This is a genomic window from Rhodoplanes azumiensis, assembly GCF_042682915.1.
Classification (GTDB): domain Bacteria; phylum Pseudomonadota; class Alphaproteobacteria; order Rhizobiales; family Xanthobacteraceae; genus Rhodoplanes; species Rhodoplanes azumiensis.
In genome coordinates this window covers 91,524-114,302 of the sequence record NZ_JBHUIW010000021.1, presented here as the reverse complement: position 1 = coordinate 114,302, position 22,779 = coordinate 91,524, and the positions used below count along the sequence as shown (strand labels likewise).

General features: G+C 69.5%; 14 protein-coding genes and 2 riboswitches. Of the genes, 7 read left to right on the top strand and 7 right to left on the bottom strand.

All coding sequences use genetic code 11. The features are described from left to right. Positions 1 to 167 precede the first annotated feature (167 nt). From gcvP to ACFSOX_RS17350, 3 genes are all read right to left on the bottom strand, one after another. Positions 168 to 3,056, bottom strand: a complete 2,889-nt coding sequence (gene gcvP / locus ACFSOX_RS17360) for an aminomethyl-transferring glycine dehydrogenase (RefSeq protein ID WP_378479075.1) — start codon at positions 3,054 to 3,056, stop codon at positions 168 to 170. A gap of 311 nt (positions 3,057 to 3,367) precedes the next feature. Beyond that, positions 3,368 to 3,440: riboswitch (glycine riboswitch) on the bottom strand. Between the two features lie 4 nt (positions 3,441 to 3,444). Next, a riboswitch (glycine riboswitch) is annotated at positions 3,445 to 3,532 on the bottom strand. Positions 3,533 to 3,684: 152 nt separating this feature from the next. Further along, positions 3,685 to 4,233, bottom strand: a complete 549-nt coding sequence (locus tag ACFSOX_RS17355) for a flavin reductase family protein (protein ID WP_378479074.1) — start codon at positions 4,231 to 4,233, stop codon at positions 3,685 to 3,687. A gap of 188 nt (positions 4,234 to 4,421) precedes the next feature. Next, the gene (locus tag ACFSOX_RS17350) at positions 4,422 to 5,246 is read right to left on the bottom strand and encodes a GntR family transcriptional regulator (protein ID WP_378479073.1); all 825 of its coding nucleotides are present in this window, start codon (positions 5,244 to 5,246) and stop codon (positions 4,422 to 4,424) included. A gap of 555 nt (positions 5,247 to 5,801) precedes the next feature. Between ACFSOX_RS17350 and ACFSOX_RS17345 the strand changes: the two genes are divergently transcribed. The 7 genes from ACFSOX_RS17345 to ACFSOX_RS17315 all read left to right on the top strand — a co-directional run bounded on the left by ACFSOX_RS17345 (position 5,802) and on the right by ACFSOX_RS17315 (position 15,663). Next, a complete protein-coding gene (locus tag ACFSOX_RS17345; RefSeq protein ID WP_378479072.1) occupies positions 5,802 to 7,223 on the top strand; it encodes a M24 family metallopeptidase in 1,422 nt (473 codons plus the stop codon). A 369-nt stretch (positions 7,224 to 7,592) separates the two neighbouring features. Next, on the top strand, positions 7,593 to 8,837 hold the full coding sequence (locus ACFSOX_RS17340) for an ABC transporter substrate-binding protein (protein ID WP_378479071.1): 1,245 nt from the start codon (positions 7,593 to 7,595) through the stop codon (positions 8,835 to 8,837). 107 nt (positions 8,838 to 8,944) lie between these two features. Beyond that, on the top strand, positions 8,945 to 9,739 hold the full coding sequence (locus ACFSOX_RS17335) for an ABC transporter ATP-binding protein (RefSeq protein ID WP_378479070.1): 795 nt from the start codon (positions 8,945 to 8,947) through the stop codon (positions 9,737 to 9,739). Beyond that, positions 9,736 to 10,437 carry an ABC transporter ATP-binding protein gene (locus ACFSOX_RS17330; RefSeq protein ID WP_378479069.1) on the top strand — a complete coding sequence of 234 codons (702 nt, stop codon included), beginning with the start codon at positions 9,736 to 9,738 and terminating at the stop codon, positions 10,435 to 10,437. Before ACFSOX_RS17335 ends, ACFSOX_RS17330 begins: the two co-directional genes overlap by 4 nt. Positions 10,438 to 10,611: 174 nt before the next feature. Further along, positions 10,612 to 11,616, top strand: coding sequence for a branched-chain amino acid ABC transporter permease (locus ACFSOX_RS17325; protein ID WP_378479068.1), 1,005 nt, complete (start codon positions 10,612 to 10,614; stop codon positions 11,614 to 11,616). Continuing rightward, a complete protein-coding gene (locus tag ACFSOX_RS17320; protein WP_378479067.1) occupies positions 11,613 to 12,485 on the top strand; it encodes a branched-chain amino acid ABC transporter permease in 873 nt (290 codons plus the stop codon). Before ACFSOX_RS17325 ends, ACFSOX_RS17320 begins: the two co-directional genes overlap by 4 nt. 349 nt (positions 12,486 to 12,834) lie before the next feature. Further along, positions 12,835 to 15,663: a [protein-PII] uridylyltransferase gene (locus tag ACFSOX_RS17315; protein WP_378479066.1), complete on the top strand. Its 2,829-nt coding sequence runs from the start codon at positions 12,835 to 12,837 to the stop codon at positions 15,661 to 15,663. Between the two features lie 15 nt (positions 15,664 to 15,678). Here the strand turns inward: ACFSOX_RS17315 and ACFSOX_RS17310 are convergent, their stop codons facing one another. The 4 genes from ACFSOX_RS17310 to ACFSOX_RS17295 all read right to left on the bottom strand — a co-directional run bounded on the left by ACFSOX_RS17310 (position 15,679) and on the right by ACFSOX_RS17295 (position 22,417). Next, entirely contained in the window at positions 15,679 to 17,463 is a 1,785-nt protein-coding gene (locus ACFSOX_RS17310) for a chloride channel protein (RefSeq protein WP_378479065.1), read from the bottom strand. A 105-nt stretch (positions 17,464 to 17,568) separates the two neighbouring features. Beyond that, positions 17,569 to 19,479 carry a DNA translocase FtsK gene (locus tag ACFSOX_RS17305; RefSeq protein ID WP_378479064.1) on the bottom strand — a complete coding sequence of 637 codons (1,911 nt, stop codon included), beginning with the start codon at positions 19,477 to 19,479 and terminating at the stop codon, positions 17,569 to 17,571. Next, the gene (locus ACFSOX_RS17300) at positions 19,461 to 21,620 is read right to left on the bottom strand and encodes a hypothetical protein (protein WP_378479063.1); all 2,160 of its coding nucleotides are present in this window, start codon (positions 21,618 to 21,620) and stop codon (positions 19,461 to 19,463) included. The genes ACFSOX_RS17305 and ACFSOX_RS17300 overlap by 19 nt, the downstream gene beginning before the upstream one ends. Further along, positions 21,617 to 22,417 (bottom strand): hypothetical protein, encoded by an 801-nt coding sequence (locus tag ACFSOX_RS17295; protein ID WP_378479062.1) that lies wholly within the window; start codon positions 22,415 to 22,417, stop codon positions 21,617 to 21,619. Before ACFSOX_RS17295 ends, ACFSOX_RS17300 begins: the two co-directional genes overlap by 4 nt. Between the last annotated feature and the right edge of the window lie 362 nt (positions 22,418 to 22,779).

Below are 22,779 nucleotides of genomic sequence, written 5' to 3'. Positions count from 1 at the left end.
CGCCTGTCCACAAATCCCCAGCTCCTAAACCACTCAAAATCTAATGGTTGCTACGACGCTCCGTAAAGCTCAGACTCGCGGAAACGCCCCCTCACCCGACGTCCGCGCTGAGCGCGCGAACGTCGACCTCTCCCCGCGCGCGGGGAGAGGTGTCGGGGCGCCGGGCCTCAGCCCGAATACGCCTCGATGGGCGGGCAGGAGCAGATCAGGTTGCGGTCGCCGTGGACGTGGTCGACGCGGTTGACCGCGGCGAAGTACTTGTCGGTGCGCGACACGCCGGCCGGAAACACCGCCTCGCTGCGCGTATAGGCGCGCGACCACGCATCGTCGGCGAGGTCGTGGACGGTGTGAGGCGCGTGCCGCAGCGGCGACTGCTCGATCGCGAGCTTTCCGGCCTCGACGGCGGCGATCTCGTGGCGGATCGCGATCATCGCGTCGACGAAGCGGTCGAGCTCGTGCTTCGATTCCGACTCGGTCGGCTCGATCATCAGCGTGCCGGCGACCGGGAACGACACGGTCGGCGCATGGAAGCCGTAGTCGATCAGCCGCTTGGCGATGTCGTCCACCGTGACGCCGGTGGTCTCCTTCAGGGCGCGTGGGTCGACGATGCACTCGTGCGCGACGCGATCGTTGTGGTTCTTGTAGAGCACCGGGTAGTGGGGCTCGAGCCGCCGGGCGATGTAGTTGGCCGACAGGATCGCCACCTCGGTGGCGCGCTTGAGGCCCTGGTCCCCCATCATCAGCATGTAGGTGTAGGCGATCGGCAGGATCGACGCCGAGCCGAACGGCGCCGCCGAGACGGCGCCGACCGGCGTGGTGCCGCCGTCGAGCGCCGGATGTCCGGGCAGGAAGGGCGCCAGATGCGCCTTCACGCCGATCGGGCCCATGCCGGGACCGCCGCCGCCGTGCGGGATGCAGAAGGTCTTGTGCAGGTTGATGTGGCTGACGTCCGCCCCGTAGGCGCCGGGTCGCGCGAGCCCGACTTGGGCGTTGAGATTGGCGCCGTCGAGATAGACCTGCCCGCCATGGGCGTGGACGATCTCGCACATTTCGCGGATGTGCTCCTCGAACACGCCGTGCGTCGACGGATACGTGATCATGGCGCAGGCGAGCTTGTCGCCGTGCTGCGTCGCCTTCGCCTCGAGATCGGTCAGATCGACATTGCCGTCGCGGTCGCAGGCGACGACCACGACCTGCATGCCGGCCATCGCGGCGGAGGCCGGGTTGGTGCCGTGCGCCGAGGACGGGATCAGGCAGACGGTGCGGTGCGGCTCTCCACGCGACGCATCGTAGGCGCGGATCGCCAAAAGGCCGGCGAACTCGCCCTGCGAGCCGGCGTTGGGCTGCAGCGAGACCGCGTCGTAGCCGGTCAGCACGGCGAGCATCCGCGACAGCTCGTCGAGCAGCACCTTGTAGCCCTGCGCCTGCTCGGCCGGCGCGAACGGATGCAGGCTCGCGAATTCGGGCCAGGTGATCGGGATCATCTCGGCCGTGGCGTTGAGCTTCATGGTGCAGGAGCCGAGCGGGATCATGGCGCGGTCGAGCGCCAGATCGCGGTCGGAGAGCTTCCGCAGGTAGCGCAGCATCTCGGTCTCGCTGCGATACCGGTGGAACACCGGATGGGTCAGGAACGCCGAGGTGCGCGCGAGCCCGGCCGGCAGCCGCACGTCGGCCTCGCCGGCCATCTCGTCGTAGCGGAACGTGCCGCCGAAGGCGCGCCACACCGCCTCGATCACGGCCTCGTCGGTCGTCTCGTCGACGCTGATGCCGATCGCCGGCGCGTCGGCGAAGTCGCCGGCCGGGATGCTCCGCAGGTTGATCTTCTCCGCCCGCGCCCTGGCAAGGATCGCCGTCTGACGGTCGCCGACCGGCACCGTCACGGTGTCGAAGATCGCGGTCGCCGGAACCGCGAAGCCGAGCGCCCGCAGCCCCGCCGCCAGCACGGCGGCGCGGCGGTGGACGCGGCGGGCGATCTCGGTCAGGCCCTCCGGCCCGTGATGGACGGCGTACATCGCGGCGATCACGGCCAGCAGCACCTGCGCCGTGCAGATGTTGGAGGTCGCCTTCTCGCGCCGGATGTGCTGCTCGCGCGTCTGCAGCGCCAGCCGGTAGGCCGGGTTCCCGCGCGCGTCGACCGACAGGCCGACGAGGCGGCCCGGCATGGTGCGCTCGAGGCCCTTGCGCACCGCCATGTAGGCGGCGTGCGGACCGCCGTAGCCCATCGGCACGCCGAACCGCTGCATCGAGCCGATCGCGATGTCGGCGCCGAGCTCTCCGGGCGGCACCAGCAGGGTCAGGGCGAGCGGATCGGCCGCGAATGCGACGAGGCCCTTGGCGGCATGGACGCGGTCGACGAGCCCGCGACGATCGCGCACCCGGCCGAACGTGTCGGGATACTGCACCAGGACGCCGAACACGCCGGCCGGATCGAGGTCGCGCTCCGGATCGCCCGTGATGATCGACAGGCCGATCGCCTCGGCGCGCGTCTTCAGCACGGCGAGCGTCTGCGGATGCACGGCGGCATCGACGAAGAAGGCGTTCGCCTTCGATCCGGCGGCGCGCTTCGCCAGCGCCATCGCCTCGGCCGCCGCGGTCGCCTCGTCGAGCAGCGAGGCGTTGGCGACCGGCAGGCCGGTGAGGTCGGACACCAGCGTCTGGAAGTTCATCAGCGCCTCGAGGCGCCCCTGGCTGATCTCCGGCTGATACGGCGTGTAGGCCGTGTACCAGGCCGGGTTCTCCAGCACGTTGCGCTGGATGACGGCGGGCAGCACGGTGCCGTGATAGCCCTGCCCGATCAGCGAGACGAAGACCTGGTTCTGCGTCGCGATCGCGCGCAGGCGGGCGAGCGCCGCGGTCTCCGACAGCGCCGCCCCGAGGGCGGGCGGGCGCTTGTCGCGGATCGAGGCCGGGATCACGTCGGCGATGAGCGCATCGAGGCTCCTCGCGCCGACCGCCTCGACCATCACGTCGATGTCGCGTGGGCTCGGGCCGACATGGCGGCGGACGAAGTCGGAGGCCGGGACGTCGGTCGTCGTCATGCGGATGGGGGCGTTCATGCTCGAGATCCTGACAGGGCGATCCGGGCGGACGCGAGCCGAGGATCGCGCCCTGGACGATGGGCCGGGCCGGCACGATCACCGGCGCAGGCCGTCCGGAGACGACGATGCGCCGGGCCGCGACGCGGGCCGGATGCGGATGCCAGGGCGATGCGCCGTCACGTCGTCGGCCGTGCACGCGCGTGCGGGCACGTCAGCGGGGGTGAAGGACGCGGGTCGAGGCTGGAAGGAGGGGCGGTGTCGGCGCGCGACCCGTGGTCGCGACACGACAAGGAGCGCCTTCCGACAAGCTCGGCTCGCCACGGCGCCCCATCTGTCTCTGTGCCTGAGAGTGTTATCCCGTCGGCGGACCCGTCCCGGTGACGGGCGGGTCACTTTCCAGATTCACCTGCTCGGGACGGTCCTTTTGCCTGAGAGTTTCCGGGGCGGTTGCTCCTTCGGCGCCGGCCGGAGCCGGTCTCTCCCGTCACGAGTACGCGAAACCTCCTTGAACACAGGATCTAGGTGCCTTTTCGATGCCTGCAACGTCCGGCGAAGTCAAGGCGGGAGGCTGCCTCCACTTCGGGCATGCACAAAATTTCGCCTGCGCGCCGCCGCGGCAGCCGACCGACGGGAGCGTCAGGGCTCGTCAGGCCCAGCTCTTCGGGAAGAGCGAGTCGGAGGGCGCCAGATGCGCCTCGCCGGCCGTGTCGAGCCGGCGGTAGCGGCCCGAGAAGAACACCAGCGGCCGTGGGGCCGGAGTCTCGCCGATCCGCAGGGTTTCGACCTCGCCGACGAAAATCTCGTGGTCGCCCCCCGGGTGGCGCGCATGCGCGGCACATTCGAGCACGGCGAGCGACCCCGCCAGAAGCGGGATGCCGGAGCGGCCGTCGATCGTCGCGACGCCGTCCCAGCGGTCGCCGCCGGGCTTGGCGAAGCGATCGGACAGCGCCTCCTGCGCCTCCGAGAGCACGTTGACGGCATAATGCCGCGCCGCCTGCCAGGCCGGGAAGCTGTTGGCGCGCCGCGCGATGCTGAACAGGATCAGGGGCGGCAGCAGCGACACCGAGTTGAACGAGCTCACCGTGATGCCGAGGCGGCCGCCGTCCGGCGCGAGCGCCGTCACCACCGCGACCCCGGTCGCGAAGCGGCCGAGGGCCTGGCGAAAGCGGGCCTGATCGAACGGGGCATCCTGCATGCGGGCGGCAGCTCCTGGCGGCGTTCGGCGGCTCTCTCCGGCTCTCTGCGGCTCTCGGCGGCTCTCGGGGGCACGAGCCGGGTCCGGTGGCTGCCGCTATCAACCAGCTTTGCGGCGCCGCATCAAGCGACCTCGGCGCGCCGTCGCGGCGGCACGCCGCCTTGTCCGGAGAGCCCGGTTCGGCCCGCTCAGGTGACGGCGCGGCGGGCACGCCCCTGGGCGGCGGGCGGCGCCGCCGGGCGGACGCCGCCGCGCCCCGGCCCGTGATGGAGGATATGCTGGAGGCGCTCGCGCAGATTCTCGATGTGCTTGCGCATGGCGCGGGCGGCCCGCTCGGGATCGCGCGTCTCCATCGCCTCCAGGATGGTGCGGTGCTCGCGCCCCGCCGCGTAGACGTCGACGGTCTGCCACAGGTGCAGATACCAGAAGCGGGTCGAGCGCTCGTGCATCAGGCGGACGAAGTCGGCCAGGATGGCGTTGCCCGACATCGCCGACAGCTTGACGTGGAAGGCGCGGTCGGACTCGACGAAGGCGTCGAGCGAGCCGCCGCCGTGCCGCCGGTTGGTCTTCTCGAGAATCGCGGTGAGCTCCTTGATGTCCTCGCGGGTGCTGTTGGCGACCGCCCGGCGCACCAGCTCGACCTCGACCAGGATGCGGGCGTCGAGAATCTCGACCACCTCGTTGATCGAGTCGGGGCGGACGATGACGCCCTTGCGCGGCACCACCTCGACCAGCCCTTCCACCTGCAGGAGCTGCAGGGCCTGATGGACGGGCGTGCGGCCGAGCTTGAGCAGATCGCAGATCGCCGCCTCGTTGAGATACTGTCCCGGCAGGAAGAACAGCGTGAGGATCATCTCCTTGATCTGCTGATAGGCGCGATCGGACAACGACGCGCCCCTGTCGCGCTCGCTCCTGTCGGCCTTCTCCCGCTCCTTCTCGGGCGCCGGCGTGGCGACCGCCGCGGTGGTCTTGCGCTTCGGCCGTGTCCCGCGTTCGCTTCGCGTCTGTGGCATCGCCGCCGTCCCGTCGTTTCGAACCCGGTGTCGTCCCGTGTCGTGTCGTCCCGAGCCCTGTCGTCCCGAGTCTCGGTCGAGCGCTCGCGGGGCCGCTCCGTGTTGCGCCGCGAGAGAGGCCTCGGCGCCGCCGCGACCCCCTGTCGCGTCGACAAAACTCTAGAGGTGTTCGCGGTGCTGCGCCAGCCGGGGGGACGCGGGGCCCGCATGCGCCCGGCGTCTTCGATGCGACGCCGCGTCCGGCGCGCGCATCGACGGGCGACGGATCGGTCGGCGCGCGCGAATCGCAGGGGTTTGTATGCAGTGCAGCACGCCGGGGTCCGCGACGCGCCGGCCGCGTCTCGGTGCGTGCGACGAGGCGTCGAAGCGCCGGCGTCGCCGTCCATTTTTGCAGAGCTGTGCCGTAGGAACCACATCGCCGTTCGCTTCCCCCGCGATGGGCCACCGTTATAATTCGAGCCGCTCGGATCACTTGCGTTCGGGCTTTCTTCGCATCTCCGACCGCCGGGTCACCAATTCACGAAACCTCGAAGTCGGTCCAACGAGGAGCGCTCCATGAGCTATGAACTCGACCACGCCTTTCTCGGAAAGCCGCATCATCAGCTGCCGCGTCGCGTCTACCCGGCGCAGGGCTGTGATTGGCAGTATCGCGTCGACTACGAGCGCCTGCGCAAGCAGCGGCTCCAGAAGGCGCGCGAGCAGATGGAGATTCACGATCTCGGGGCGCTGGTGCTCTACGCGGGCGCGAACATCCGCTACATCACCGGCTCGTACCAGGGCAATTGGAAGTACAACATCAACATCCGTTACGCGGTGCTGCCGCGCGGCGGCGATCCGATCCTGTTCGAGACCGCCGGCTCCGACATGCAGTGCGCCCGCATCGACCTGCCGTGGATGCACAAGACGCGCGGCTCCAACATCGCCGAGGGCCTGAAGGGCTCGGCCGCCATCGCGGCCGGCGCCAAGGAGCGCAAGATCGACCCGCTCAACGATCCGGGCCTGATGATGCGCGACAACATCCGCCCCGCCATGACCTGGCAGTGGGCCGAATCGGCCGTGCCCTACATGGCCGAGCGCATGGTCGCCTCGATCTACGAGGTGCTCAAGGAGTACGGCGTCGAGAAGGAGCGCATCGGCGTCGACAATCTCGACATTCCCTCGCTCGAGGCGTTCCAGAAGTTCAAGATCAACATCGTCAACGGCTGGCCCGCGATGTCGGCGGCGCGCGTCGTCAAGACGATCGACGAGATCGAGCTGCTCAAGCAGTCCTCGACCATCGGCGACGCCGCGATGTGGCACATCAAGCACGAGTGGCTGAAGCCGGGCGTCACCGAGCGCCAGATCGAGGCCAAGGTGCACGAGCTGATGCTCAGGCTCGGTTGCGAGATCATCTACGACATCATCGTCGCCTCGGGCGGCAACACCTCGCCGTATCGGCGCTGGGCGACCGACAAGATCATCCGCCAGGGCGATCTCGTCATCGTCGACATCAACGCGGTCGGTCCCTCCGGCTACTTCATCGACTACGTGCGCTGCTTCAAGTGCGCGGCCAAGATGACCCAGAAGGAGATCGATCTCTACAAGCAGACCTACGACTCGATGTATGCCGGCATCGAGATGCTCAAGCCCGGCAACTCGACGGCCGACGTCGCCGCCAAGTTCCCGGAATACGACGACGACACCTACGGCACCGTCACGCTGCAGCAGTTCGCCCACTCGATCGGCATCACGCTGTACGAAGGCATGTGGATCTCGCGCGCCTATTCGCTCAGCCAGCCGGCCGAGATCAAGGAGAACATGTACTTCGCGATCGAGACCTTCGCGGGCCATCCGGAGCTCGAGCAGACGACCCGGCTCGAGGAGAACGTGCTGGTCGGCCCCACCGGTCCGATCGTCTTCACGCTGATGGAGCACATGGAGGAGGCCGTCGGCAATTACGACCGGCCCGGCCTGCATCATCCCTCCTTGCTGAAATAGGCGATAAGCCGGAGCGCGGTGCCGCCGCGCTCCGGTCGGTCCGTCCGGCGCGACCAGCGCCGGCGCGACCGCACCGGCCGGGGACCGGTGCGCAGGCAGGCGTGTCACGTTGCCGCGTCACGACAGCGCGTGACGCAGCCGCCCGTGACACGATCGTTCGTGACGCGATCGTTCGGGATACGGTCGTTCGGGATTCAGTCGATCATGATACGGTCGACGTGACGCACTTTACCGCATTGCCGGAGGCCCCGGACCGGCGCAGCGTTCGACCGTCGGTCGAGCCGCATTTTCTTCATCCCGGCTTCGATAACAAGACCCGATAACAAGATCCAATAACAAGACCCATCGCAGACAGAGAGGAACACGGACATGAGAAAGCTATGGGGTCTGCTCGCCGTTTCCGCATTGTGCAGTTTCATGGCGCCCGGGCTCGCCGAAGCCCAGAGCACCAAGACGGCCAAGATCGGCATCCTGCTGCCCCTCACCGGCCCGTTCGCCGCCGTCGCCGAGACCCAGAAGCAGGGCGCCTTGCTCGCCATCGACGTGATCAACCGGCGCGGCGGCCTCGACATGCCGGAGGGCAAGACCATGCTCGAGGGCGTGGTCGACGACGACGAGGCCAAGCTCGACGTCGGCGTGCGCCGCTATCGCTATCTGGTCGACCAGGGCGTCAAGGGCGTCGGCGGCCAGACCTGGGCGCCGCTCGCCTACGCCATCAACGCCCTCGTCTCGCGTGATCCCAAGCCCTACTTCCCGGTCTGCGTCCAGGCCAAGGAGGCGTTCACCAAGGGCAAGATCGCGCCCGCCACCTTCGCGGCCGCCTACTCGCCGTGGACGGTCGGCTACATGGCCGGAACCCAGGCGGTGAAGACGCTCGGCAAGAAGAAGATCTTCTTCCTGGCCCGCTCCGACTCGTGGGGCTGGGACATCCGCGACGGCGTCGAGGCGGCGGCCAAGCAGTACGGTGCCGAGATCGTCGGTCGCGACGAGGCGCCGCTCGGCACCACCGACTTCACCACCATCCTGCAGAAGGTGAAGGCGGCGAAGCCGGACGTGTTCATCGCGGCGCAGTTCGCCGCCGACTCGGTCGCGCTCCTCAAGCAGGTCCAGCAGATGGGCCTCAACAAGGAGATGACGATCTTCAACGCCTTCATCACCAACGTGGTGGCGAAGGGCCTGCCGCCCGAGGCCCTGCAGGGCGTCTACGCCATGCACTACTTCTACTACGACCTCGCCGGCTTCGCGGACCAGGAGGTGGCCAAGCAGGCGGCCGAGTTCACCAAGCTGTTCCGCGACAAGTACGGCTATCCGCCGGACGCCTACGCGGCGATCGCCTACATCGCCTACATGGAGATGTTCCGCGGCTTCGAGCAGTCGAAGTCCTGGGACGCCGCCAAGGTGACGGCCGCCCTGATGGCGAACGGCGGCAAGTTCGACAGCATCAAGGGTCCGGCGTCGTGGCGCGAGGACCATCAGGCGGCGTTCAAGTACGGCGCCTTCCTGGTCAAGGGCAAGGGTCCGGGCGAGCAGAAGAACGAGTGGGATCTGTTCGCGGTCGAGGGCGCGATGGGTGGCGACGAGATCCTGCCGCCGCTGAAGTCGCTCGGTTACTGAGTGTTCCGCACCCCGCGCGGGGCCGGCCTCGGCGCCGGTCCCGCTTCCCCAGTGCACGGCGGCCGGGCGGCCTTCGCCGCCCGCCGCGACCAGATACGAGGAGCACCGTGAGCACGGACCCGCGCGCCGAGATCATCCGGGCGGAGGGCGTCACCAAGCGCTTCAAGGGCCTCGTCGCCGTCGACAATGTCAGCTTCGTGCTGCGCGAGTTCGACGTGGCCGGCATCATCGGCTCGAACGGCGCCGGCAAGACGACGTTCTTCAACCTCCTCACCGGCTACTATCCGCCCGACGAGGGCCGGATCCTGTTCAAGGGGCAGGACGTCACCGCGATGCCGCCCGAGCAGCGGGTCGACCTCGGCATGATGCGGACCTTCCAGCTCACGGCGACCTTCGACAGCCTCACCGTGGTCGACAACCTGGTGCTGTCCTATGTGCGCGCCTACGAGAAGCCGTCGCTGCCGGCGCTGTTCTTCCGCACGTGCCGGAGCCGTCGCCACCACCCGAAGGTCGTCGAGACCCTCGAGACCTTCGATCTCGGCCATCTGCGCGACCGGGTCGTCAAGAACCTGAGTCTCGGCGAGAAGCGCCGGTTGGAGATCGCCATGTCGATCCTGGCCGAGCCGGCGCTCCTGCTGCTCGACGAGCCGCTGGCGGGCCTCGCCGAGACCGAGATCCGGATGCTGCTCGACGTGCTGAAGGCCCGGGTCGGCCGCCAGACCATCCTGATCGTCGAGCACAAGCTCTCCCACGTGCAGGACTTCCTGCAGCGCCTCACGGTGATGCACGAGGGCCGGGTGATCGCCGAGGGCCCGTGCGAGGAGTGCCTGCGCCATCCCGAGGTGCGGCGCAGCTACTGGCAGATCGCCACCGAGGCCGGCGAAGGCGAGGCCGTGTCATGAGCGCCGCGACGAACGGCCACGTCCTCGACGTGAAGGGCCTGAGCGCCGCCTACGGCGAATCGAAGGTGCTGTTCGACATCGCCGTCGCGGTGCGCGACCGCGAGGTGGTCGGCTGCGTCGGCCGCAACGGCGCCGGCAAGTCGACGCTCCTGAAGAGCATCGCGGGCTTCCTGCGGCCGACCGCCGGTACGGTGGTCTCGGACGGCGTCGATCTCGTCGGGCGCACCGCCTACGCGATCGCCGGCATGGGGATCAAATACGTGCCGCAGGACAAGAAGGTGTTCTCCGACCTGACGGTGCGGGAGAATCTCGAGCTCGGCTCCTACGCCTCCGGCGACTACGACTGGGATCCGGTGCTGGTGTTCTTCCCCAAGCTCAAGGTGCTGCTCGACCGCAAGGCCGGCTATCTGTCGGGCGGCGAGCGCCAGATGCTGATGATCGGCCGCGCCATCCTGGGCAAGCCGAAGCTCCTCCTGGTCGACGAGCCGACCGAGGGGCTCGCGCCGTCGATCGTCGCGCATCTGAAGGACGTGTTCCGCGAGCTGTCGAAGAGCGCGGCGCTCGTCATCGTCGAGCAGAACCTGCCGATGATCTGCGCCATCGCCGACAAGATCTACGCCCTCAACGAGGGTCGGCTGGTGGCCGAGCTCACCGAGCGCGAGCAGATCAGGCCGGAGGTCTGCGAGCCGTATCTCTAGGGAATCCGCGATGCCCCGAGCGTCATCCGTCACCCTGAGGAGCTCGGCCTCAGGTCGAGCCTCGAAAGGTGACGGCCCGGGCCGTCCAGCCTTCGAGGCCCGGCTTCGCCGGGCACCCCGGGACGACGGAGTGGGGAACGGCCGCTCGAATGCGGTCGAGAAAGGGATCGTCCGATGAGCGTCCTGCGCTGGTGGTCGGGGCTGTTGGTGGCCTTCGGGCTCCTGATCGTGCTCCGCTTCGTGCTGCCGCTGCCCTTCAACAACGAAATCATCATCTTCGCCATCTACGTGATGGGCTGCAATTTCCTGCTCGGCCGCGTCGGCTTCATCTCGTTCGGCCAGCCTGCCTACCTCGCGGCCGGCGCCTACGGGGCGGCGTTCTATCTCTATTACTTCGGCACCAATCCGTATGTCGGCATCCTGGTCGGCATCGTCGCCGGGCTCGTCGTCGCCGCGCTGGTCGGGCCGCTGTTCGTGCGGCTGCGCTCCGACTATTTCGCGCTCGTGAACCTGGCGCTCGCCGTCATCATCTTCTTCATGATGCAGAAGATGCTGGCGAGCGTCACGTTCGGCGACAACGGGCTCGAGCTGCTCACCCGCATGGACTCGACCCCGGTGCTCGACATCACCCGGCCGGCCGATTTCTGGATCTTCGCGTTCCTGTGCTGCTTCGGCATCTGGGCGCTCTACAAGTATCTCGACGACTCGGTGTTCGGCGCCTGCTGCCTCGCCGCCAAGGCCAACGAGGACAAGCTGCGCTTCCTCGGCTACAGCAACTACGGCATCCGGCTGATGGCCTTCGTGGTCGCCAACACGACGACGGCCTTCGCCGGGGCCCTCTACGCCATCCACCAGGGGCTGGTGAGCCCGGAGATGTCGAGCCCGGCGCGCGCCGCCGATCCGGTGGTCGTCACCATCCTGGGCGGCGTCGGAACGCTCTATGGACCGCTGGTCGGCTCGATCGCCTTCGTCGGCATGAAGGATCTGATCAGCAAGCTGGTCGGCCACTGGGAGCTGATCGTCGGCTTCCTTCTGGTGTTCGTGATGCTGGCCGGCGAGCGCGGCATCTGGGGCTCGCTCGAGCCGCTGCTGCGGCGCCTGGTGCTCCGCCAGGGCGATCCCGACAAGCCGGCCGCCCCCGATGCGGGCGCGGCGGACGCTGGAGTGAAAGCACGATGATGGATCCTCACCTGCTCCTGTCGGGCGTCATCTTCGGCCTCAGCATGGGGAGCATCTTCTTCCTCATGACGGTCGGCCTGTCGCTGTGCTTCGGTCTGATGCGAATCATCAGCCTCGACCAGCTCCTCTACTACTCGGTCGGCGCCTATCTCACCTACTCGGTCAGCGCGATGATCGGCAGCGTCTGGCTCGGCGCGCTGGTCGGGGTGGTCGGCGCCGGCGTCACGGCGCTGCTCGTCGAGCGCTTCGTGTTCCTGCGCATCTACGCCCGCGACATCACCTTCTCGATGATCACGTCGTTCGGCATCTTGATCGGCGGCATCGGCCTGATCAAGGCGGTGTGGGGCCTGGTGCCGCGGCCCGTTCCGGTGCCGATCGAGGCGCAGTGGGACATCCTCGGCACCGAGGTGCCGGTCTACCGGCTCGTCGTCGTGGTGCTGGCGCTCCTCGTCTATGCCGGGATCTGGCTGTTCCTCAACAAGACCATCATCGGCAAGGCGATCCGGGCCGGCATCGAGGACGTCGAGCATGTCGAAGGGCTCGGCATCAACGTGTACCGGCTGTTCACGCTGACCTTCGTGATCGCCGGCGCGCTGTCCGGCCTCGCCGGCGGCCTCCACGCGCCGCTGATCATGGTGTTCCCCGACATGGGGCTCGAGGTGCTGGCCTTCGCCTTCATGGTGGTGATCATCGGCGGGCTCGGCAGCATCAAGGGCACGTTCATCTCGGCCTTCCTGGTCGGCCAGGTGGTGTCGATCGGCTCGCTCGTCTACGCGCCGCTCGCCCAGATGGCGCCGTTCGCCATCATGCTGCTGATTCTGCTGATCAAGCCGACAGGCCTCTACGGCAGCGCGCTGCTGAAGCGGTGAGTCCGGGGGCGCGATCGGGAGATCGGTCGGTCTCCGCCCCGGCCGGTCTCGCCCCCCGGCGGAGCGCCTCCGGGCGCACGGCCTCGACGGTCGGCGCCGGCCGACGCTCGCGGGAGTCGGCGGCGGCGCGCCCGTGGGGCGGACCGCCCGCCCGGACGCGGACTCCCGCCGACGCGCTCGGCGATTGCTCGATCTTGCCGTAGAAGCAGCTATTTAGCGGTCCGGAGCGGGGTCGCTTCCGGCGCCGGCGCGGGGGCCGAGCGCCGGTCTGCCGACCGCGCCGAGGGGCGGTCGGTCGGGCCCCGCCGCATGCCCGTGACACGATGCGCCGGGTTCGCTATCCAGGGGTATGACCGACACGAAGATCCGGCCGCCCCGCCCCGCCTGCGAGCTGTTCGACGTCGAGGCCGTCGCGGCCGACCTCGACCGGCTCGCCGACGAGCATCAGGGACGCGAACGCGAGCTGCGCATCGCCGTCGCCCAGCGCCTCAAGGCCGCGGTCACCGACGGGCGCGCCAAGGCCGAGCAGATGCTGCTCGCCGACAAGCACGGCCGCCGCTGTGCCGAGCGGCTGTGCCAGATGCAGGACGCGGTCATCGCGATCCTCTACGACTTCGCCGCGACGCATCTGTACGCGACCCAGAATCCCTCCGAGGCCGAGCACATGGCCGTGGTCGCCACCGGCGGCTACGGCCGCGGCCTGATGGCGCCCGGCTCCGACATCGATCTCCTGTTCCTGCTGCCCTACAAGCAGACCGCCTGGGGCGAGTCGATCGCCGAGGCGATCCTCTACTGCCTGTGGGACATGGGCCTGAAGGTCGGCCACGCGACGCGCTCGATCGACGAGAGCGTCCGCCAGGCCAAGGCCGACATGACGATCCGCACCGCGATCCTCGAGTCGCGCTTCCTGTTCGGCGAGCAGAGCCTGTTCGACGAGCTGGTCACCCGCTTCGACAAGCAGGTGGTGCAGAACACCGGCCCGGAATTCGTCGCCGCCAAGCTCGCCGAGCGCGAGGACCGGCTCAAGCGCGTCGGCCAGTCGCGCTATCTGGTCGAGCCCAACGTGAAGGACGGCAAGGGCGGCCTGCGCGATCTGCACACGCTGTTCTGGATCGCCAAATACGTCTACCGGGTGCGGACCCCGGAGGAGCTGGTCGAGCGCGGCGTGTTCGACCGCCAGGAGTTCAAGCTGTTCCAGCGCTGCGAGGACTTCCTCTGGTCGGTGCGCTGCCACATGCATTTCGTCACCGGCCGCGCCGAGGAGCGATTGTCCTTCGACATCCAGCGCGATCTCGCGGTGCGGCTCGGCTACACCGAGCACCCGGGCATGCAGGACGTCGAGCGCTTCATGAAGCACTACTTCCTGATCGCCAAGGACGTCGGTGACCTCACCGCGATCCTGTGCGCGGGACTGGAGAGCCGGCACCAGAAGGACGTGCCGATGCTCAACCGCTTCGTCAACCGCCTGCGGCCGCGTCCGCAACGGACGCTGCGCGAGAGCGACGACTTCATCGTCGACAACAACCGCATCAACATCGCCGATCCGGACGTCTTCGCGCGCGACCCGAAGAACCTGATCCGCATCTTCCGTCTCGCCCAGAAGCACGCGCTCGCCTTCCATCCGGACGCGATGCGCACCGCGACGCGCTCGCTCAAGCTGATCGACAAGCAGTTGCGCGCCGACCCGGAAGCGAATCGCCTTTTCCTCGAGATCCTCACCGGCCGCAACGACACCGAGATCGTGCTGCGGCGGATGAACGAGGCCGGCGTGCTCGGCCGCTTCATCCCGGAGTTCGGCCGCGTCGTCTCGATGATGCAGTTCAACATGTACCACCACTACACCGTGGACGAGCACCTGTTGCGCTGCATCGGCGTGCTGGCCGAGATCGAGGCCGGGCAGAGCGAGGAGTACGGCCTCTCCAACGAGCTGATCCGCAGCATCCAGCCGGAGCACCGCGATCTGCTCTACGTCGCGCTGTTCCTGCACGACATCGCCAAGGGCCGCCCCGAGGACCACTCGATCGCCGGCGCCAAGATCGCCCGCCATCTCTGTCCGCGGTTCGGCCTCTCGGCGGCCGACACCGAGACGGTGGCATGGCTGGTCGAGTATCACCTCGTGATGTCGACGATCGCGCAGTCGCGCGACCTCTCCGATCGCCGCACCATCGAGAACTTCGTGCAGATCGTGCAGTCGCTCGAGCGCATGAAGCTGCTCACCATGCTGACCACGGCCGACATCAAGGCGGTCGGCCCCGGCGTGTGGAACTCGTGGAAGTCGCAGCTTCTGCGCGCCCTCTATTACGAGGCCGAGCCGGCCCTCACCGGCGGCTTCTCCGAGGTCAACCGGGCGCAGCGCGTCTCCGCCGCGCAGACCGCGTTCCGCCGGGAGATCGCGTCGGTCACCGACTGGTCGCCCGAGCAGGTCGACAAGTATGTCGGCCGCCACTATCCGGCCTACTGGCTCAAGGTCGATCTCGCCTCGCAGGTCGGCCACGCCCGCTTCGTCCAGGAGACCGAGGCGAACGGGCTGCCGCTCGCCACCCGCTTCGCCTTCGACCAGAGCCGCGGCGTCACGGTGCTGACCGTGCTGGCGCCCGACCACCCGTGGCTGCTGTCGGTGATCGCCGGGGCCTGCGCCTCGGCCGGCGCCAACATCGTCGACGCGCAGATCTACACGACCACGGACGGGCTCGCCCTCGATACGATCTCGGTGTCGCGCGAGTTCGAGCGCGACGACGACGAGGCGCGCCGCGCCGCGCGCATCACCGAGGCGATCGAGAAGGCGCTGCGCGGCGACATGAAGGTGCCGGACATGCTGGCCAAGCGCCAGCCGGGACGCGCCCGCATCCGCGCCTTCCGGGTCGAACCCGAGGTGTCGGTCAACAATCAGTGGTCGCACCGCTACACCGTGGTCGAGGTGTCGGGCCTCGACCGGCCGGGCCTGCTCTACGAGCTCACCTCGACGCTCTCGAAGCTCAACCTCAACATCACCTCGGCCCACGTCGCGACCTTCGGCGAGCGGGCCGTCGACGTGTTCTACGTCACCGACCTGATGGGCGCCCGCATCACCTCGCCGACCCGCATCGCCACCATCAAGCGGGCGCTGCTGCAGCCCTTCGCGCCGCGCCCCGAGCGGTCGTCGGCGAGCGAGGCGAGCGACGCGGCCGTGGTGGGGTAGGGACGCCCCGGTGACTCACCCGTCCCCGATGATCTCCTGGCGCCGGCGCTCGAGCTCGGCCGAGTAGCGGCGCAGCAGATAGGCCTCGGTGAGCAGGCCGACGACCTTGCGGGTCTCCTCCGATTCGACGACCGCCAGCGCCTCCGCCTCGGTGCGGTCGAACACGGCCGCCGCCTGCTTGGCCGTCATGGTGCGCGACAGCATCTCCTCGGGGAAGCGCAGCAGGCTGCGCACCGGCGCCGCCGCATCGTGCTCGGCCGCATGCGCCTCCGGCACGGCGACCAATCCGGCATAGACGTCGTCCGGCTCGACCGCCACCACCTGTCCGGTCGAGCCGAGCGGAAACGCGCGGCGCAGCGCCCCGATCGTGGTGTCGGCCGGCACGGTGCGGGCCTCGCGCATCATCCGCCCGACCGTGAGATCGCGCATCCAGCCGACATCGGCGGCGCTGCGGATCGTCTCGCCGCGCAGATGGAATCGCCAGGTCGCGAAGGAGTAGCCGAAGGTCTCGCGTGTCACCTGCGCCGCGACGATGACGGCGACCAGCACGGCGACGGTCAGCCACAGGTCGCCGGTCGATTCGAGCGCGATGAACGTCATGGTCAACGGCCCGCCGACGACGGTGGCGGCGAGCGCGCTCATCGCCACCACGGACCAGATGTTCGAATCGACGTGCAGGCCAGGGGCCACCGTGACGATCGCGACGGCGAAGATCTGGCCCGCGAGGGCGCCCATCAGCAGCGAGGCGAAGAACAGGCCGCCGCGGAAGCCGGCGCCGAGCGACACCACCGAGGCGACGATCTTCAGCGCCAGGATCGACGCCACGGTCTTCAGCGACAGGTCGAGCAGGCCGACGAGATGCAGGGCGCCGTGCCCGGACGACAGCACCCGCGGCGTGATCAGGGCGAGGCAGCCGACCAGAAAGCCGCCGAGGAAGGGCCGCAGCGCCGGCTTGACGAAGCGCACGAACAGCGCCTCCACCACGGCGACGGAGCGCATCACGCCGATGCCGAGGCCCGCCATGGCGAGGCCGAGCAGGGCGGCGAGCAGGAGATCGTGATGGGCGACCGTGCCGCTCGGCACCGCGATGATGCCGAGATGGCCGGGCGACAGCGCGCCGGCGACCGCGTAGCCGACCACGGCGGCGGCCGCCACCGGCGCCAGCCCGGCGACCGAGTAGGTGCCGATGACCAGCTCGAAGGCGTAGAAGGCGCCGGCGAGCGGCGCCTGGAAGGCGCCCGCGATGCCGCCCGCGGCGCCGCAACCGACCAGGACGCGCAGGTCGCCGCGGCGCAGCCGGAACGCGATGCCGAGCCGCGACGCGATGCCGGCCGCGAGCTGCGTGTAGCCGGCCTCGAGGCCGACCGAGGCGCCGACGCCGCTCGACCACACCGTCTTGACCGCGACGACGAGACTGCCGAGCAGCGACATGCGGCCGCCGTGCAGGGCGTTGGCCTCGATCGGGTCGATCTCGCGCTGCGGCCGGCGGGCCGCCAGCCAGGCCGAGACGATGCCGAAGGCGAGCCCGCCGAGGCACGGCACCGCGACCGCCGCGACCGGATCGACCGACCACGAGGCCGACAGCCGCGTGCCGGCCGGAATGCCGAACAGGAGCGCGTGCAGGCCGTCGACCGCGGCGTTCATGGCCGTGACGACGAGGCCCGCGATGGCCCCGGCCACGGCGCCGAGCACGACCAGCGCCGTCTCGCGCGAGCGGACGAGCGATCGCAGCCGGTGGGGGGCTTCGAACTCGGAGGGAGCAGGGGACACGCGATGCCTTGCCGGAAAATGCCGGATCATGCAGGCCACGCCGGCGCGGCCGTACTGTGGCGAAGCCGGCCGAGAGCGGCAAGCGGGGGGAGCGGTGCGTGCTTCGTGTCTCCGCCCGCCCGTCAGCCCCGCCCGTCAGCCCCGCCCGGTCCGCCGCGCCGGCGGCGCCATGGCGGTCAGGAACGCGGCCTGCGGGACGAACAGGCCCTGGGCCCGCACGAGGCCCTTGCCGAAGTCGCACAGGAGGTCGCCCTTGCCGTAGAGGCTCTCCGCGCCCGTCTCGTCGAGCACGATCTGGGCGTTCACGGCATTGGCGACCTTGAGGCACACTTTCAGCGGCAGGTTCGCCTTGACCAGGCCGGTGACGATCGTCTTGTCGGGGCGTTGCGTCGCCAGCACCAGATGGATGCCGGAAGCGCGGCCCATGCCGGCGATGCGGGCGACCAGCGCCTCGAACTCCTTTTTCTCGTCGCGGCCGGCGAGAATCAGGTCGGCGAACTCGTCGAACACCAGCACCAGGAACGGGATGTCGGTCTCGCCCGCGGCGATGCGCTCGGCCAAGTTGGCGAAGCCGCCGCGCTTGAGCCGCTGGTAGCGCTCCTCCATCTCGGCGATGGCGGCGCGCAGGATCGCCATCGCGTCGGCGAGCGTCGTCGCCACGGGCCGCCACAGAAAGGGGCTCGCCTCGACGCCCGCGAAGGTGAGGATCTTCGGATCGATCAGCGCGATCCTGACCGCCTCCGGCGCGTTGCGCAGCGCCAGCGTCGCGACCATCGCCTTCAGCCACTCGCTCTTGCCCGAGCCGGTGGAGCCGGCGACCAGGGCGTGGCAGGTGTTGGGATTTGCGAGATCGGCGACGACGGGCTCGCCCTCGACCCCGATGCCGATCGGAAACGCCACCGGGCTCTTCAGCGCGGCCGCGAGCGGCCCGGCGAGCGCCTCCTTCAGCAGGCAGGGCGTCGGCTCCGGCCGCGGCAGGTCGAGCATGACGAAGCCTTTGCCGGGGCGGATCAGCGGCGGCTCGGCCAGCGCCAGCGCGACCTGCAGGTCGGCGGCCCGGTTGGCGAGCGAGGCGACTTTTACGCCCGGCCGCGGCGTCAGCTTGATGCGCACGAGCTGCGGTCCGTGGATGACGCCCGTCACCTCGACTCCGAGATTGTGCTGGCCGAACGCGGTGATCACCTTGTGGCCGAGCAGCGCCACGCCGGGATCGGGGTCTTGCGGAGGCGTGCGGACCGGTTCCGTCGGCGCATCAGCGCGTGCCGGCGCCTCGCCCCGTGGGGGCCGAGGTCGCTTCGCGACGCGGGCCTGCACGGCCGGGAACAGCTCGGCCAGCACCGGCGCCACCATGTCGGAAAAGATGCCGGCGAGATCGTCGCGCGAGACGTGCAGCTCGGAGAACTCCGGCAGGTAGTATTCGAGCGTGCCGGCGAAGGCGCAGCCGGGGCGCCAGAGAGGCAGCAGATGGGCGTAGATCGACAGCTGCACCAGGTCGTGCTTCTGCCGGTCGCCCTGCGAGAGCTTGTAGTCGACGACCTCGAGATGTCCACCGGGATGGATGCGGATCGCGTCGACCCGCGCCCGCAGCGCGACGACGCCGTCGCCGACCTGCACCGGGACGCGGGCGAGATCCTGCTCGGCGGCGACGAACACGTCCTGCCAAGTCTCGAAGTTTTTCGCGCGTTGCCGCAGATCGATCAGGCGGGCGCAGAACGTCCGCAGCCGCGCCGTGAAGAGCTGCGCCTCCTCGCCGCGACCCTTGGCGAACAGCTGGTCGGTCACGGCCTGCAGCGAGGTCGCCCACAGATGATCGACGAGCGCCTCGGCGGTGTCGATGCGGGCCGCGACGGCGATGCTCTCCGGCGCGGTCAGCCAGCGCACCAGCGCCTCGGCCTCGGTGTGGAAACGCAGGCTCATCGCCCGCACGGTGCCGGGTGGCGCGAAGCTGCGGGTCGACGGCCTCTCGCCGGCGCGCCAGCGCGCCCGCCAGCCCTCGTCGAGGACGGCAGCGGTCAGCTCGCTCGCCGTCAGGGTGTGTTGCGCCATTGCAGGAAGATCGTCTTGGGGCCCGGATGCGCCTTGAGATTCGGATGCACCTCGACGCTGCGCAGGAGCGGATCGCGCAAGGCCTCGTCGCCGAGCCGGCCGAGCACCGCCGTGATGTCGACGATCTTCTGCTCGCGCACCGTCTCGAGCACCAGGCGCAGGCGCTTCTGGTCGAGCTCGGGCGCCGCGGCGCCTTCGGGCGACGACACTCCGGTCGTCGCGTGTGCGCTCCGCCCGTTCGGTGCGGTCGTCGTCGGTGCCGGCGGGGCGACCGTCCCGGCCGGCGGCGGCGACGACCCGCCGGGCGCCGCCGGCTGCCGCTCGGCGAGACCTTTCAGCAGCGGCGCGAAGCGCGCCTGCAGGAAGGCCAGCGTCTCAGGCCCGCCATACGGGAGGTTGCCCTGGAGCGCGTTCGAGTAGAGCTCGCGCGCCGCATGCAGCTCGCAGACCTGATCGAGCGTCAGCGCGACGATCGCGAAGCCCTTCTGCTCGGCCGCCGCGATCTGCTTGTTCGTGCCGGTCCAGCTCGGCCGCGGCACCTTCGGCAGGTCGGGCGTGCGGAACACGTAGGTGCGCACGCTGCGGCCCGGGATCGCGTCGGCGAGATCGACCGCCTCCTTGGCGATGCTGCCCCAGCGATGCCAATGGTCGCCGCCCTCGAAGGCGAAGAACACCGAGCGGTCCGGCCACGCCCACTCGACCGTCACGTAGCGGCGATGCGCCGGCCGGCTGACCGTGACGCCGGGCTGCCCTTTGCCGACGTCCTTGACGAACCACATCAGCGCGTCCGGGCTGTAGGCGATCAGCGCCTGCTTGGAGCGCACGTCGTTGACCTGCAGCCGGAACAGATCGTCGAGCGAGGGTTTCGGCGCGGGCGCCGCGTCGGGCTCGGCGAGCGTGCGGAACCGCTCGGCGGCGCGCATCAGCAGCGCCCGGACGCCGAGCTGTGGCAACGGATCGAAGATCGCTTCGAGCCACCCGTCGGCGAAGAACCTCTCGATTTCCGCCTCGTCGAGGGCGTAGTCCTGCAATCGCGAGACGATCAGCTCGCGCGCGCCGTCGATCCGGATGCCCTCCAGCTCGATCTTCGGCGACAGTCGGTCCTGCTGCGGTTGGGCGATCCGCGGCATGATCTCGGTCACCCAGTTCTCCTGGTTGGTCGTGATCACGGTGAGGTGGTTGCGCAGGTCGACATAGAGCTGGTCGATGCAGTTGCCGAGCGTGCGCACCAGCGCCGGATCGCTGGCGTAGAACTCGGTCTGGTCGAAGCAGAACAGGAACGGCCGGTAGTAGGAGGCGAGCAGGCACAGCCCCTGCAGGCGGCGGAACGAGAGGTCGTTGATCTCCTGCGCCGTGGCGTCGCCACGCAGCTCGTTGTCGGCGGCGGAGAGGCCGAGAAAGTCGAGCTCGTCGGCCTCCAGCGGCTCGGCGCGCAGCCATTTGAGCGCGGTGCGGCGGCCTTCGCCGGCGCGCTCGTCGAGCGCGATGGCGGCCAGCACGATCAGCCAGGCCTGCTCACGGCCGTCGAGGTCGATGCCGCGCAGATGCATGCGGGTCGTCAGCTTGCCGATGTCGCGCGGATCGAGGATGCGGCCGCTCAGCCATTCGAACCACGGCCGCGTCCTGTCGTCCGGCAGCGTCGCCTCGGCGCCGAGCTTGCGCAGGAACTGAACCGCGCCGGCGGCGTCCTTGTAGCTCGGCAGATCGGCGATGAAGTCGGCCGCCACATGGGCGAGGGTGCCGACGGCGAGCGACTCGATCTGGCGCGGCGCGCCGCGGCGCGCCTCGTCGGGCTGCTCCAGCTCCTGCAACGTGAGCAGCAGGATCGAGTGCCACGCCTTGAACGGATCCTGGAACGGTCGCAGATAGACCTTGGTGGCGCGCCGGCCGAGCTTGCCGAACAATCGCCCGAGCAGATGCGACTTGCCGTAGCCGCGGTCCGGCGAGACGACGAGCTGCGCCTTCTTGGCGCGCGCCGGCTTTCGCGGCGGCGGGCCGCCGTCGAGCGCCGAGAACTCGCGATTGAGCCGGCTCAGCGGCGCGTCGTTGAGGCCCCTCACCGAGAACGACACGTCGCGCGGCTCGCGCACCACGTCGTCCTCGAACGGGTTGACGGCGATGTCGGTCACGCGGCGGCTCATCGCGCGTCCTTGACGACGACGGTGACGAACGGCTCGGAAAATCCGGCGAGTCGGATGCCGGCCGCGATCACGGCCGGCGGCAGCTCGACCGAGGTGGTCGGATGCAGCGAGACGCGGCCGGCCTTCGCCTCGGCGAGCAGCAGCGCATGCAGGTTGTCACGCGATGCTCCCAGCGCCGTCTCGAGATCGAGGATCTTCACGGCCGAGAAGCCGCCCTGCTCGGCCTTGATGCGGCGATAGGCCGAGAGAAGGGTCTCGAAGGTCAGGACCGGGGCGGGCATGCCGGCGGAAGCCGGGGCGGCGTGCGGTGTGCGTCGGCTTCCTGCGCCGATCTCGTCGCGCGGGTCGAAGCCGAACCGGTCCGCCGCGACGTCGCGGTGCAGGTAGTATTTCGACGAGCCGCACGACAGCTCGACGATCGCTCGGCTCGCCACGGCGTGCTTGAGCGCGTCGGCGAAGAACCGCCGCTGCATGCCCGTGACCTTCTTCTCGAGCCCTGCCTTGGACACGAGCTTGGTGCCCGCCTGCAGCACCAGCCGCACCACGAGGGCGCTCGCCGTCTCGATCGACGGCCCACGGCCGCGGCCGAAATAGTACTGCGTGCCGCCGTGCCGCACCGGCCCCCAGATCGCGCCGTCGCGGGTCAGGGCGGCGAGCGTGTCGCGCAACGCGGCCTCGCGCTCGGGCTTGCCGCGCGTGGCGGCACCGACGAACTTCGTCTTCAGCGCGCCGAGGGTCAGGCCGGCGTCTCCTGCGGCTGCGATGGCCGACGCGAGGTCGTCGAGGGGCGAAGCCATGGGGTATCGGCCGGTCCGGCTATGAATCGGATGGTGCGATCGCCCGCATCATAGTCGGTGTGCGGTGCGAGAAAAGTCCGAATTCGCCGGCGCCGCCATGCGGGCAGGACGGCGCCGCGCGGCCCTCGCACGACCGCGGGACCGTGCTCGAAGCACTCGCGTTCGGCGTCCTCGCGTTCGACGAAACGGGTCGAGGTCCGGCGTGGCGTGCGCGTCCTCGATCCCGCACTGCATCGAATGCGGCGCACAACGGGATCTGATCAGTTCGCGTGCGCGCGACGCCCTGCGACCCGATGTGACGCGCGGAGCATCTTTTCATACAAGGTGGGCGTGCTAGGCTTCGCCTGTTTCCGCGCGGCCGC

What these genes read in the sequence shown, in the direction of transcription:
- gcvP (WP_378479075.1), bottom strand. Translation starts at nt 3,056, where the DNA reads ATGAACGCCCCCATCCGCATGACGACGACCGACGTCCCGGCCTCCGAC.
- ACFSOX_RS17355 (WP_378479074.1), bottom strand. Translation starts at nt 4,233, where the DNA reads ATGCAGGATGCCCCGTTCGATCAGGCCCGCTTTCGCCAGGCCCTCGGC.
- ACFSOX_RS17350 (WP_378479073.1), bottom strand. Translation starts at nt 5,246, where the DNA reads ATGCCACAGACGCGAAGCGAACGCGGGACACGGCCGAAGCGCAAGACC.
- ACFSOX_RS17345 (WP_378479072.1), top strand. Translation starts at nt 5,802, where the DNA reads ATGAGCTATGAACTCGACCACGCCTTTCTCGGAAAGCCGCATCATCAG.
- ACFSOX_RS17340 (WP_378479071.1), top strand. Translation starts at nt 7,593, where the DNA reads ATGAGAAAGCTATGGGGTCTGCTCGCCGTTTCCGCATTGTGCAGTTTC.
- ACFSOX_RS17330 (WP_378479069.1), top strand. Translation starts at nt 9,736, where the DNA reads ATGAGCGCCGCGACGAACGGCCACGTCCTCGACGTGAAGGGCCTGAGC.
- ACFSOX_RS17325 (WP_378479068.1), top strand. Translation starts at nt 10,612, where the DNA reads ATGAGCGTCCTGCGCTGGTGGTCGGGGCTGTTGGTGGCCTTCGGGCTC.
- ACFSOX_RS17320 (WP_378479067.1), top strand. Translation starts at nt 11,613, where the DNA reads ATGATGGATCCTCACCTGCTCCTGTCGGGCGTCATCTTCGGCCTCAGC.
- ACFSOX_RS17315 (WP_378479066.1), top strand. Translation starts at nt 12,835, where the DNA reads ATGACCGACACGAAGATCCGGCCGCCCCGCCCCGCCTGCGAGCTGTTC.
- ACFSOX_RS17310 (WP_378479065.1), bottom strand. Translation starts at nt 17,463, where the DNA reads ATGATCCGGCATTTTCCGGCAAGGCATCGCGTGTCCCCTGCTCCCTCC.
- ACFSOX_RS17305 (WP_378479064.1), bottom strand. Translation starts at nt 19,479, where the DNA reads ATGGCGCAACACACCCTGACGGCGAGCGAGCTGACCGCTGCCGTCCTC.
- ACFSOX_RS17300 (WP_378479063.1), bottom strand. Translation starts at nt 21,620, where the DNA reads ATGAGCCGCCGCGTGACCGACATCGCCGTCAACCCGTTCGAGGACGAC.
- ACFSOX_RS17295 (WP_378479062.1), bottom strand. Translation starts at nt 22,417, where the DNA reads ATGGCTTCGCCCCTCGACGACCTCGCGTCGGCCATCGCAGCCGCAGGA.